Origin of the sequence: Actinosynnema sp. CS-041913 (assembly GCF_050942485.1) — a bacterium.
Taxonomy (GTDB): Bacteria; Actinomycetota; Actinomycetes; order Mycobacteriales; family Pseudonocardiaceae; genus Actinosynnema.
Genome location: NZ_CP192037.1, coordinates 1,559,812 through 1,572,408 on the forward strand (window position 1 = coordinate 1,559,812; position 12,597 = coordinate 1,572,408).

A 12,597-nucleotide genomic window follows, 5' to 3' on the forward strand; every position below is an offset into this window, starting at 1 on the left:
TCGCCCTTCGGCGGCTTGTCGGCCCGAGATCGTCGTGGTTCGGTGAGCCCTCGCCCGGTCCGGCGCCGGGCGAGGGCTCGCAAGTCCTTGCGACAGGGAGGTCGCCCATGCGTCGCCGTCTGGGACTGGTCGCTCTGCTGGTCGGCGGTCTGCTGACCCCGACGCTGCCCGCCGCCGCCGCTCCCGCTGAACGTCTGGCGGTCGGCGCGGTGACAGACCTTGCACCCGGTGTGCGTCCGGGCGACCGCGTGCTGGCCAAGGACGCGTTGCGCACCGACCTCGCGGGCGAGCGGTTCTACTTCGCGATGCCCGACCGGTTCGCCAACGGCGACCTCCGCAACGACCATGGCGGATCGGCCGACCGGGATCGGCTGAAGACCGGTTTCGACCCGTCCGACAAGGGCTTCTACCACGGCGGCGACCTCGAAGGCCTGCGTGGCAGGATCGACTACCTGGACGGCATGGGCGTCACGGCCCTCTGGCTGACCCCGGTGTTCCGCAACCGCTGGGTGCAGGGCTCCGGCGCGGACGCGTCCGCCGGCTACCACGGCTACTGGACCACCGACTTCACCTCGCTCGACCCGCATTTCGGGACCACGAACGACATGCGGCGGCTGATCCGGGACGCGCACCGTCGCGGGATCAAGGTGTTCTTCGACATCGTCGCCAACCACACCGCCGACCTGATCGACTACGCCGAGGGCAGGCACGACTACGTGTCCACGGACGCGGTGCCGTACCTGGACCCCGAGGGGCGGCCCGTCGACATCGCCGCCATCGCCGGGCAGAAGGACTTCCCGAAGCTGACCGCCCCCTACACGCCCGTGGTGCGCGGTCGGAAGACACCGGACTGGCTCAACGACCCGGCGCTCTACCACAACCGGGGCGACTCGACGTTCAGCGGCGAGTCCAACGAGTACGGCGACTTCTTCGGCTTGGACGACCTCATGACCGAACACCCCGCCGTCGTGGCGGGTATGAAGCGCATCTTCACCAACTGGATCGACACCCTCGGTATCGACGGCTACCGCGTCGACACGGTCAAGCACGTGAACCTGGAATTCTGGCAAGCGCTTGCGCCCCACGTGAAGAAGTACGCGGAGCGCCGCGGCAAGAAGGACTTCTTCGTGTTCGGCGAGGTGTTCGACGCGGACCCGGCGGTCACCTCCCGCTACACCACCACGGGCGGGATGCAGGCGGCCCTGGACTTCCCGTTCCAGAGCGGCGCGGCGTCCTTCCTGTCCGGACGTGGTTCGGCGCGGCTGGGCGAGGTGCTGGTGGACGACGACCGGTACACCGACGCGGACTCCAACGCCTCGTCGCTGCCGACGTTCCTGGGCAACCACGACATGGGCCGCATCGCGTGGATGGTGCGGCAGAACCGGCCCGGTCTGAGCGAGGCCGAGCTGTTGGCACGCCTGAAGCTCGGCAACGCCCTGATGTACCTGTGGCGTGGGAATCCGGTGGTGTACTACGGCGACGAGCAGGGTTTCGCCGGTGGCGGCGGCGACAAGCTGGCACGGCAGGACATGTTCGCCTCGCGCACACCCGAGTACGCGGCCGAGGACCTGGTCGGCAGTGACCGGACGGGCGCGGTGGACAACTTCTCCGTCGACCACCCGCTGTACCGGCAGTTGCGGGGCCTGGCGTCGTTCGTCGACTCGGACCCGGTGTGGCGCAAGGGGAACCAGACCCTGCGGTACGCCTCCGGTGACGTGATCGCGTTCAGCCGGGTGGGTGCGGCCGAGCAGACCGAGCACCTGGTGGTGGCCAACGCGGACACGTCCGCCGCGTCGGTCGACGTGCCGGTGGCCAGTGCGGCGCTGCGCCCGGTGTGGCCTGCCGCCGGCGCTGTGATCGCGGCCGTGGGCGGCAGGGTCCGGATCACCGTGCCGCCGCTGTCGGCGTTGGTGCTCAAGGCTCCGAGCCGGTTGGCGGCCTCCCCGCCCACGCCGACGCTGGTCGTCCCGCCGGCCGGCACCGTGCTGGACGACCGGGTGGAGCTGCGGGCGGACGGCGTCACGTCGCCCTTCGCGCAGGCCACGTTCGCGGCGAAGGTGGCGGGCTCCGCCGACTGGACCGTCCTCGGCACCGACGACACCGCGCCGTACCGGGTGTTCGCCGACCTGGCGCGACTGCCCGGGGCGGCGGTGGGCAAGAAGGTGGAGATCCGGGTCGTGGCCAAGGATTCGGCGGGTTCGCCGGGCGCGGACGGCGCCGAGCTGACGCTGGTGGCCGCGCCGCCCGTGCAACCCGCCCGGTGGCTTCGGACTGGACGCTGTACCACTGGACCGGGTCAGTTCCGACTTGGCGACACGCGCGGCGCCGACGAGCGGGACCGCAGTGGCGAGTGAATCGGCCGCTATGTGCTCGAACGGGGGAAGAGGGAGCGCCACTACGGCGGCCCCGTGAGCGTGGAGCCGAGATGCGACTCCTCGGTGGTCACGGCGGGCACTGTCGCACCTCCGGCTACTCTTCACCCGTCGCGACTTTTCCTGCAAGAACTCGTACGAAGGAGCACCGACGGCCGTGAGCGAGCGCACCCTGGTCCTGGTCAAGCCCGACGGCGTCAGCCGGGGCCTGGTCGGCGAGGTCATCTCCCGCATCGAGCGCAAGGGCCTCACCCTGGCCGCCCTCGAACTGCGCACCGTGGACCGCGCGACCGCCGAGCAGCACTACGCCGAGCACGACGGCAAGTCGTTCTTCGGCGACCTGGTGGAGTTCATCACCGGCGGCCCGCTCGTGGCGCTGGTCGTGGAGGGCACCCGTGCCATCTCGGCGTTCCGCCAGTTGGCGGGCGGCACGGACCCGGTGGACAAGGCGACGCCGGGCACGATCCGGGGCGACTTCGGCCTGGAGGTCCAGTTCAACCTGGTCCACGGGTCGGACTCGCCGGAGTCCGCCGAGCGCGAGATCAAGCTCTGGTTCCCCAACCTCTGAGCCTGCCCGAACGGCCCGGACCACATCGCGGTCCGGGCCGTTCCGCGTCTTCGGACGCTGGGTGGACCCGGTCCCGGCCCGGCTCGGCGGCGACTGCCGGCTGACGGCCCCGCCCGCCGCCACCGCGCGCAGCACCTCGTGCACCCGGGCGCACAGCCGCTCGTCGGCCACGGAACGCCAGGCCAGACGAATCTCCACCGCCACACCCTAAAACCGCTCCGGAATTGTCGTACCCCCTGGCTAACGTGAAGAACCGTGACCACCGCCCTCGTCGAAGCCAGGAACCTGACCAAGCACTTCGGCACGTTCGAAGCCGTCCGCGGCATCGACGTGGAGGTCCGGAAGGGCGAGGCGTTCGGCTTCCTCGGCCCCAACGGCGCGGGCAAGTCGTCCACCATGCGGATGGTCTCCTGCGTGTCGCCGCGCACCGGCGGTGAGCTGACCGTGCTCGGCATGGACCCGAACCGGGACGGTCCGAGGATCCGCGCCCGGCTCGGCGTCGTGCCGCAGGCCGACAACCTGGACACCGAGCTGACCGTCCGGCAGAACCTGGAGGTCTACGGCCGGTACTTCGGGCTGTCCCGGTCGCACGTCCGCGCCAAGGCCGTCGAGCTGCTCGACTTCGCGCAGCTCGGGGACCGCGCCGACGACGAGGTGGAGCCGCTGTCCGGCGGCATGAAGCGGCGGCTCACCATCGCCCGCTCCCTGGTCAACGACCCGGACCTGGTGGTGCTGGACGAACCGACCACGGGCCTCGACCCGCAGGCCCGCCACCTGCTGTGGGACCGGCTGTTCCGGCTCAAGCAGAACGGCGTCACGCTCGTCATCACCACGCACTACATGGACGAGGCCGAGCAGCTTTGCGACCGGCTGGTGGTGATGGACGGCGGGCGGATCGCGGCCGAGGGCTCGCCCGCCGAGCTGATCCGGCGCTACTCGACCCGGGAGGTGCTGGAGCTGCGGTTCCCGCCCGGCGGGCAGGACCCGACCCTGGTCACGGGGCTGGCCGACCGGGTGGAGGTGCTGCCTGACCGGCTCCTGCTCTACACGTCCGACGGCGAGGCCGCGCTGTCCGCCGCGCACGCGCGGGGCGTGCGGCCGGCGTCCAGCCTGGTGCGCCGCAGCTCCCTGGAGGACGTGTTCCTGCGCCTCACCGGCCGGACGTTGGTGGACTGATGGCCACCCGGACGCCGGTCACCCGGCCGACAGTCACCCCGCTGAAGGCCGCGTTCCTCGTGGTCGAGGGCCAGTGGACCTGGTACCGCCGCAACTGGCGGGCGACGGCGATCTCGAACTTCGTCCAACCGGTGCTGTTCCTGCTGGCCATGGGCGTGGGGTTCGGCTCCCAGGTGCAGCCCGGCGAGGCCACCGGCGGCCTGCGGTACCTCGTGTTCCTGGCCCCGGCGCTGATCGTGACGGCCGCCGTGCAGAGCGCCATGTTCGAGTCCACCTACGCGGTGTTCTCGGCGTTCAAGTGGCAGCGGACCTACCTCGGCATGGTGTCCACACCGATCACACCCGCGCAGGTGCTCTACGGCCAGCTCCTGTGGATCGCGCTGAAGCTCACCGCCGGCTCCGCCGCGTTCCTGCTGGTCGCGGCGGCATTGGGGGCGGTGGCCAGTCCGGCGGCGGTGCTCGCGGTGCCGTTCGCGGTGCTGGCGGGGATGGCGTTCAGCACGCCCGTGGTCGCGTTCACGGCCACCCGGGAGAAGCCGGACGCGTTCAACGGGCTGTACCGGTTCGTGCTGATCCCGATGACGCTGTTCACCGGGGCGTTCTTCCCGATCAGCCAACTGCCCGGCTGGCTGCACCCGGTCGCGTGGCTCACCCCCGCGTGGCACGGCATCGAGCTGGCACGTGGCGCCGCGTCCGGCACGTTGAGCCTGCTGCCGGCGCTCGCGCACCTCGCCTACCTGTCCACCGTGGTCGTCCTCGGTGTCGTCCTGGGCCGCCGCTTCTTCCACCGACGACTGGCGGTGTGACCGATGACCAGGACCCTTGACCGCGCCACCCCGAAGTCCGGCGTGGGTTTGCTGTTCCGGATCGTGCCGCCGGGCCTGTACGCGGGGCGGTCGCACGTGCTGGTGGAACGCTCCTACCTGGTCAACCGGCGGGCCTGGCTGTCGGTCGTCTCCGGGTTCTTCGAGCCGCTGTTCTTCCTGCTTTCGCTCGGTTTCGGCTTCGGGGCCCTGGTCAGCGCGGTCGAGGGCCCCGGCGGTCCGATGACGTACCCGGCGTTCGTCGCGCCCGCCCTGCTCGCGGCGTCGGCGATGAACGGCGCGGTGTTCGACGCCACCTACAACCTGTTCTACAAGTTCAAGTACGCCCGCCTGTACGAGGCGATGCTGGCTACGCCGCTGGGGCCGGTCGACATCGCGGTCGGGGAGGCGACCTGGGCGCTGCTGCGCGGCGGCCTGTACTCGGCCGGTTTCCTGGTCGTGATGCTCGCGTTCGGCCTGATCACGTCGTGGTGGGCGCTGCTCGTGCTACCCGTGTGCCTGCTGGTGGCGCTGGCGTTCGCGGCGGTCGGCATGGCGGGGACGACGTTCATGCGGTCGTGGCAGGACTTCGACCTGGTCCAAGTGTTCGTGCTGCCGCTGTTCCTGTTCTCCTCGACGTTCTACCCGCTGTCGGTCTACCCGCCGTTCCTCCAGACGATCGTCCAGTGGACCCCGCTGTACCACGCGATCGAGTTGGTAAGAGCCCTGACCACGGGTTTCGTCGGCTGGAGCGCGCTCGGGCACGTCGCGTACTTCGTCGTCATGGCCACGATCGGGGTACTGATCGCAGCTCGCCGGCTCGGGCGGTTGCTCACAGCCTGAGCCGGTTGAACACTGGACGAACCTCACAACCAGGAGGTCGTTATGGACGTGATCGCACTGATCGGCCGGATCCTGTTCGTGCTCTTGTTCTTCGGGTCGGCGATGGGCCACTTCACCCAGACCGAGGCCATGGCCGGCTACGCCGCGTCGAAGAACGTCCCCTCACCCAAACTCGCCACGCAGGCCAGCGGCGCCGTGATGATCGTGGGCGGCCTGATGGTGCTGCTCGGCGTGTGGGCGGACCTCGGTGCCCTGCTGCTCGCGCTGTTCCTGCTGCCCACGGCGTTCCTGATGCACAACTTCTGGACGCAGACCGACCCGCAGGCCAAGCAGCAGGAGATGATCCAGTTCAACAAGGACGTGTCGCTGGCCGGCGCGGCCCTGCTGTTCTTCGGCATCTACGCGGGCCCCGGCTCCGAACTGGGCCTCACCATTACCGGACCACTGTTCGGTTAGCCGTCGGCGGTGCCGTTACCCTGGAAACCGTGAGTGTCGAGTCGGTCTTCCCCGCGTTGGAGCCCCTGCTGCCGAGGGTGTCCAAGCCGGTGCAGTACGTCGGCGGGGAGCTCAACGCGACCGTCAAAGACTGGGACGCCGCCACCGTGCGGTGGTCCCTGATGTACCCGGACGCCTACGAGGTCGGGCTGCCCAACCAGGGCGTCATGATCCTGTACGAGGTCCTCAACGAGCAGCCGGACGTGCTGGCGGAGCGGACCTACGCGGTGTGGCCCGACCTCGAACGGCTGATGCGCGAACATGGCGTGCCGCAGTTCACCGTGGACTCGCACCGGCCGGTCAAGGCGTTCGACCTGCTCGGCGTCAGCTTCGCCACCGAACTCGGCTACACGAACCTGCTCACCGCCCTCGACCTGGCGGACATCCCGATCCACGCGGCGGACCGCACCGAAGACCACCCGATCGTAGTGGCCGGCGGACACGCGGCGTTCAACCCGGAACCGATCTCGCCGTTCGTCGACGCGGCGGTGCTGGGCGACGGCGAGGAAGCCGTCCTGGAGATCACCGACCTCGTCCGGACGTGGAAGGCCGAAGGCAAGCCGGGCGGCAGGGACGAGATCCTGACCCGCCTCGCCGAGACCGGCGGCGTCTACGTGCCGAGGTTCTACGACGTCGAATACCTGCCCGACGGCCGCATCCAACGCGTGGTGCCGAACCGCGAACGCGTGCCGTACCGGGTGTTCAAGCGGACCACGATGGACTTGGACGCGTGGCCGTACCCGAAGCAGCCGCTGGTGCCGCTGGCCGAGTCCGTGCACGAGCGGATGAGCGTCGAGATCTTCCGGGGCTGCACCCGAGGCTGCCGCTTCTGCCAGGCGGGCATGATCACCCGTCCGGTGCGCGAACGCTCGATCGAGGGCATCGGCGCGATGGTGCAGCGCGGCCTGGAGGCGACCGGCTTCGAAGAAGTGGGCCTGCTGTCCCTGTCGAGCGCGGACCACTCGGAAATCGCCGAGATCACCAAGGGCTTGGCGGACCGCTACGAGGGCACCAACACCAGCCTGTCGCTGCCGAGCACCAGGGTCGACGCGTTCAACATCGACCTGGCCAACGAACTGTCCCGCAACGGCCGCCGCTCAGGTTTGACGTTCGCACCGGAAGGCGGCAGCGAACGCATCCGGCGAGTGATCAACAAGATGGTGTCCGAAGAGGACCTGATCCGCACCGTCAGCGCGGCGTTCGGAGCGGGCTGGCGCCAGGTGAAGCTCTACTTCATGTGCGGCCTGCCCACCGAAACCGACGACGACGTCCTGCAAATCGCCGAAATGGCGAAGAACGTCATCCGCGCGGGCCGGGAGGTGAGCGGCCGTAAGGACATCAGGTGCACCATCTCGATCGGCGGCTTCGTCCCGAAACCCCACACCCCGTTCCAGTGGGCGGCACAGTGCGATCCGGCCACAGTGGACAGTCGACTGCGCAAACTGCGCGAGGCCGTCAACTCGGACCGGGCACTGGGCCGCAACATCGGCATGAGGTACCACGACGGACAGCCGTCCCTGATCGAGGGCTTGCTGTCCCGAGGAGACCGCCGGATCGGCCGGGTCATCGAACGCGTGTGGCGCGAAGGCGGCCGTTTCGACGGCTGGTCGGAACACTTCTCGTACGAGCGCTGGGTAGCTGCCGCCGAGGCGGAACTGCCACCGCTGGGCGTAGACCTGGCCTGGTTCACCACGCGCGAACGCGAGGAACTGGAGGTCCTGCCCTGGGACCACCTGGACTCGGGCCTGGACAAGGAATGGCTCTGGGCCGACTGGCAAGACGCGCTGGACGAACGAGAACAAGACGACTGCCGCTGGACCCCGTGCTTCGACTGCGGAGTGTGCCCGGCAATGGGCACGGACATCGAAGTAGGCCCAACCGGCCGAACGCTGCTGCCGATCTCCCCGGTAGGCAAGGGCTCCCCGACACGCAACCCAACCCTGACAACAACAACCTGACCCACCACACCTTCAGGTGAAGATCCCCCAAAACCAGTACGCAAACCCCACTCCCACCACTCGGTGAGACAACGAACCCGCGCGAACCACCACCAACCCCACCATCCATCCACCCCGTTACCCAATCGCCCGCCCAACGCGTGCCCCAACCATCCACACAGCCCCCACGACGGCCGCCCCCAACAACGCAGCCACCGGCGTGAACTTCCGTGAGACTTGGTACTCCATGAATCCCTGGGTGGAGCGTGGCCGGACGATCAACGGCGGCGCAGCATACAACTAGTCATCTAGCTGTACGAGTAGTTCAGAGGATTTTTGTTCGTCCACGTGCTTGGCCTGACCGATGATCGGCAATGCGCCGCAGACGTTGTCCAGGAGACCTCATCCGGGCGTGGCAGAACGCCGAGACCCTCGTCCGTCACCCCACATGCTGCGCGGCTGGCTGCTCACTGTCGCTCGTCGGATCGTCATCGACGGCTGGCGCAGCAGTCAGTTCAGACCGTAAGAAGTCGAGTTGACCAGGCAGACGTCATCGGCACCGAGGACGAGACCGAGCAACGCCTGTCCATCATGGTGATCACCGACGTAATGAGCCGACTTGGTGAGGGCACCGTGCCGCGATCTACGGAACCTACGTGCGCAAACGGACGATCCGCGAAGTCACGCAAGTGCTGGGAATTCCCGAGGATATCGTGAAGTCGCTTTTACAACGCCATGAAGATCCTTCGTCGCGCCTTGCACGAGTGGAACTGTAGGTCAGATCTGTGTCGGAGTGTGCAATCGGCCTGTGCGCGTCGAACGAATTCGGCTGGGCGGCATTCAGGAACCATGAAAGAGTGATCCGCGCGTTGTGCCTGGCACTGCATGACCGGTAATTCACCACGAAGTCTGGCCGAAGCTCGTCCACGGCTCTCTACGGTGGGTAAAATTCGCGTCATCCCATCCAGGTCACTTCGGTGGCCATTCGCTCCCTTCGGTACCGACCCGCGATATCCCACGGCGGCGCCCCCATGGCTGCAGATGCCCGCACGCGAGAGCACCGGGCCCGCCACCGGCCGTGGCGCTCTGCTCAACCACCGGCCAGTCCCTAGTTGGCTGAAGATTCCGCTACCCCACGAAAGAACGCCTCCCATTCGACGAAACGCCTTGCCGTGCAACAGGAACGGGTGCACGTCACGTTCCGGTTCAGCCAGCGGGCATGGCGCTGCTCCGCGACGCTCCTGCGCACGCCGACGACGCCGGAGAAGCCGTCACCATGCTGCTGAGCCCGCTACAACGCCTCGCGCTCTCCATTGGCTGCAACTCGAGACTCAGCTCCCAGGAACAAGACGTGTCGTAGGAGTATGCGGTCAAAAACTCGAATCATCTACAATGGACAGTCGGGCGATCCTGCGATGACAGGCGCTCACGGTGCGCGCGCCATGGGCACCGCGCCGATCCCCGTCGGCCTAACCACCGACGAACCCGTACCCCGCGCGCTCCTCAACCCGAAGAACTACAGATGTGCGAACCGGCCACCGTGAGACACCGTGCACGGCCTGACCCAACATGGAGAAGCGGGCCGCAGGCATGGCCGTGCAGGGACTGACCAAACCGCCAGATCGCCGAGGTTCCTCACCCAAAGGACCGTGGCCGGGGCGTACCGCAAAGTTCGGCATCACCGGCCGCGCCGACAAGCTGCGCCGCCGCCGCTAATTGCTACCCCTGCCGCCGTCCTCGGTCTGGCCGCCTTTCACCGCTTCCTCGGCGTTGACCAAGCCGTGGCCGTAAAAGCCGTTGTACTCCGAGTACCCGGTGCAGTAGGCGTCCTGGACACCCGTGCCGTTGAGATCGTAGTCGGCAGGACAGGGGAGGGTCTCCGCCTGCGAGTTCAGCATCCGGCTCAGCTCGCCCGCCGTCGCCTCCGGGTGCGTCGACGCGAGTAGCGCCGCGACACCCGACACGTGCGGCGCGGCCATGGACGTGCCGCACGAGTAGTCGTAGCCCGCCGGCACGGTCGACAGCACGCACGCCTGGCCCTCGTCCGGCTGCTGCTTGCGATCGCCACCCGGCGCCGTCACGTCCACCGCGCCCAGCCCGTACGAGCTGTACCCGGCCTTCACCTTGTTCGCGCCGACCGACGACACGGCCACCACGTTCCGCAGTTGAGCCGGCAGCACCAGACACGTGCTGTCCACCGGACGTGGTTTCACGTCCTCCGGGGCCGCGTTGGTGGGACTCTGTGCGTCCGTGGCCGGCTTGGTCAGGTCAGCGGCGCCGTTGCCCGCCGCCGCGACCGTCAGGACACCCCGCTTGTTCGCGTGCTCCACCGCCCGGCGCACGGCCTCGTATACGACTGCCTGACCCACTTTGTTCTGGCAGGTGAACACCCACGGGTCGATGAAGTAGCTGTTGTTGGTGATGGTCATGCCGTTCGCGGCGGCCCACATGAACCCGCACACCGCGTACTCGGGGTAGATGAATCCCGTGTCGTCCACCACTTTCACCGACGCGATCCGCACGCCCGGCGCGACACCAGTCGTGCCCAGCCCGTCGTCGGAGGCGGCGATCGTGCCCGCGACGTGGGTGCCGTGCGCGGACGTCGTCGGCGACCACGCGGCCGGCGCGGGGTCCGGCACGCCCGTCGTGCAGCCCGCCGACAAGGTCGGGTCCAGCGCGCCGACCAGGTCCGGGTGCGTGCGGTCGATGCCCGAGTCGAGCACGCCGACCACCACGTCCCGGCTGCCCTTGCTGATCGCGTGCGCCTCGGCGGCCCGGATCAGCTCCATGTCCCACTGCTCGGCGGTGCGGTCGGCCGCGCCGGTCGCGGACGATCGGGTGCTCGAGGTCTCGTCGTCCTTCTTCCGGGCGGGCGCGCCGGTGCGCTTGGACAGGCCGTCCGCCTGGGCGCTGTAGGACCGGTCCAGGCCGATCTTGCGGCCGAAACCGGGGTCGGCGGAGACCGCCACGGCCACGCCGATCTGCGGGTAGTAGCCGGTGGTGGTGCCGCACGCGGCGGCGATCAACGCGTTGGCCAGCGGCTCGCTGGTGCCGGCGTCCAGCACGACCAGGTAGCGCAGCGTCGGACCCGGCTGGATGCAGTCGGAGACGGCGGCGTCCTCGCCCTCCGGCACGGCGGCGTGCGCGGACGTTGCGAGGCAGCCGGTCGCGAGCAGCGCCGCGCTGACCGCGACCGCTTGGACGCGGCGGAGCAGAGGCACGGGGGACCTCCAGTGCTGGGCTGCCGGTTGATCGCGGCGGCCTCCGTCAATGGGACCTCTGTCGCCGGACGGTAGCCAGGCGGGCCGAACCAGACAAGCTCAACGGTGTCGAAGGCCACCAAGGTACCGTCCTGCTGGAGTAGAAGCGTGGACCGTTGGGATGCTTACCCCCACGGAACCCAACCCGGTACCCAAGGGAGTAGCACTGAGCCGCCAGCAGCAGCCCAACCCGTCGGCCGCACCGGTCCAGAAGCTCCGGCTGCGGTACGCCAAACGCGGACGGTTGCGGTTCACCTCACACCGTGACATCGCCCGCACCTTCGAGCGCGCGCTCCGGCGGGCCGGTGTGCCGATGGCCTACTCCCAGGGCTTCAGCCCTCACCCGAAGGTGTCCTGGGTCGGCGCCGCACCCACCGGCGTGGCCAGCGAAGCCGAATACGTCGAGGTCCAGGTCGTGGACCGGGTCGACCCGGCCGCGCTGCGGACCGCGCTGGACGCCGTGCTGCCGCCCGGCCTGGACGTGGTGGAAGTGGTGGAGGCGGCGGGTGGGACACTTCCCGAGCGCATCGAGGCCAGCGCCTGGCAGGTGGAACTGCCCGGCGTTTCACCCGAACGGCTGACCGAAGCCGTGACGGCGTTCCTCGCGGCCGAGTCGGTCGAGGTGGAACGGCTCACCAAGGACGGCAGGAAGGTGATCGACGTCCGGCCGGCGGTGGTCTCCGCCGAGGTGCGGCTCCGTGCTCGGACGGAGCACGAGCCGACGCACGTCCGGACGCATTCGAGCGACGCGGGACACGATGCACGGGATTTGTCACAACCGTGTGGGATACTCGTTACGGTCGTACGGCAGACAACACCTACCGTTCGACCCGACGACGTGCTGAGCGCGCTCCGAGTCGTCGCCGACCTGGTTCCGCCGGTGCCCGCGAAGGCGACCCGGATGGCGCAGGGGCGGCTCGACGAAGAAGGCCGTTTGGTCGACCCGCTGGCCCCTGACCGGGTGGCGGAGGTCTGACCGGACTGCCGCCGGAGCGGCGCTGACGGCGTCGTCGCGGGAGATATTGAGGACCTGCTGTGCCATGCGCACAGCGCGAGGCAAAGGATTCCCGCCGCCAGCCGCGGCGGTGAGTGGACAAGAGAGGCCCCTGCGCGGCCGCGTCGCCCAAGACGCGCCCGGGGGCG

Annotated in this window: 9 protein-coding genes; 8 read left to right on the forward strand and 1 reads right to left on the reverse strand. The window is 68.9% G+C overall.

Going from position 1 to position 12,597, the window contains the following annotated elements; all coding sequences use genetic code 11:
• The first annotated feature begins 107 nt into the window (after positions 1–107).
• From ACQPZF_RS07675 to ACQPZF_RS07705, 7 genes are all read left to right on the forward strand, one after another.
• Positions 108–2,354, forward strand: coding sequence for an alpha-amylase family glycosyl hydrolase (locus ACQPZF_RS07675; RefSeq protein WP_433269693.1), 2,247 nt, complete (start codon positions 108–110; stop codon positions 2,352–2,354).
• Positions 2,355–2,529: 175 nt separating this feature from the next.
• Complete coding sequence (gene ndk / locus ACQPZF_RS07680) at positions 2,530–2,940, forward strand: nucleoside-diphosphate kinase (RefSeq protein WP_433269695.1); 411 nt, start codon at positions 2,530–2,532, stop codon at positions 2,938–2,940.
• Positions 2,941–3,195: 255 nt separating this feature from the next.
• A complete protein-coding gene (locus tag ACQPZF_RS07685; RefSeq protein WP_433269697.1) occupies positions 3,196–4,116 on the forward strand; it encodes an ABC transporter ATP-binding protein in 921 nt (306 codons plus the stop codon).
• Entirely contained in the window at positions 4,116–4,922 is an 807-nt protein-coding gene (locus ACQPZF_RS07690; RefSeq protein ID WP_433269699.1) for an ABC transporter permease, read from the forward strand. The genes ACQPZF_RS07685 and ACQPZF_RS07690 overlap by 1 nt, the downstream gene beginning before the upstream one ends.
• Positions 4,923–4,925: 3 nt before the next feature.
• Positions 4,926–5,762: an ABC transporter permease gene (locus ACQPZF_RS07695; protein ID WP_433269701.1), complete on the forward strand. Its 837-nt coding sequence runs from the start codon at positions 4,926–4,928 to the stop codon at positions 5,760–5,762.
• Between the two features lie 42 nt (positions 5,763–5,804).
• The gene (locus tag ACQPZF_RS07700) at positions 5,805–6,218 is read left to right on the forward strand and encodes a DoxX family protein (RefSeq protein ID WP_433269703.1); all 414 of its coding nucleotides are present in this window, start codon (positions 5,805–5,807) and stop codon (positions 6,216–6,218) included.
• A 29-nt stretch (positions 6,219–6,247) separates the two neighbouring features.
• Entirely contained in the window at positions 6,248–8,215 is a 1,968-nt protein-coding gene (locus ACQPZF_RS07705) for a TIGR03960 family B12-binding radical SAM protein (RefSeq protein ID WP_433269705.1), read from the forward strand.
• A gap of 1,691 nt (positions 8,216–9,906) precedes the next feature.
• Here ACQPZF_RS07705 and ACQPZF_RS07710 read toward each other — a convergent pair.
• Complete coding sequence (locus ACQPZF_RS07710) at positions 9,907–11,415, reverse strand: S8 family peptidase (RefSeq protein WP_433269707.1); 1,509 nt, start codon at positions 11,413–11,415, stop codon at positions 9,907–9,909.
• Positions 11,416–11,674: 259 nt separating this feature from the next.
• Between ACQPZF_RS07710 and ACQPZF_RS07715 the strand changes: the two genes are divergently transcribed.
• Positions 11,675–12,430, forward strand: a complete 756-nt coding sequence (locus ACQPZF_RS07715) for a TIGR03936 family radical SAM-associated protein (protein ID WP_433274468.1) — start codon at positions 11,675–11,677, stop codon at positions 12,428–12,430.
• Positions 12,431–12,597: the final 167 nt, after the last annotated feature.

Bases quoted from the DNA above. Each gene is read 5' to 3' on its own strand.
- ACQPZF_RS07675 (WP_433269693.1), top strand. From the start codon at position 108: ATGCGTCGCCGTCTGGGACTGGTCGCTCTGCTGGTCGGCGGTCTGCTG.
- ACQPZF_RS07700 (WP_433269703.1), top strand. From the start codon at position 5,805: ATGGACGTGATCGCACTGATCGGCCGGATCCTGTTCGTGCTCTTGTTC.
- ACQPZF_RS07695 (WP_433269701.1), top strand. From the start codon at position 4,926: ATGACCAGGACCCTTGACCGCGCCACCCCGAAGTCCGGCGTGGGTTTG.
- ACQPZF_RS07690 (WP_433269699.1), top strand. From the start codon at position 4,116: ATGGCCACCCGGACGCCGGTCACCCGGCCGACAGTCACCCCGCTGAAG.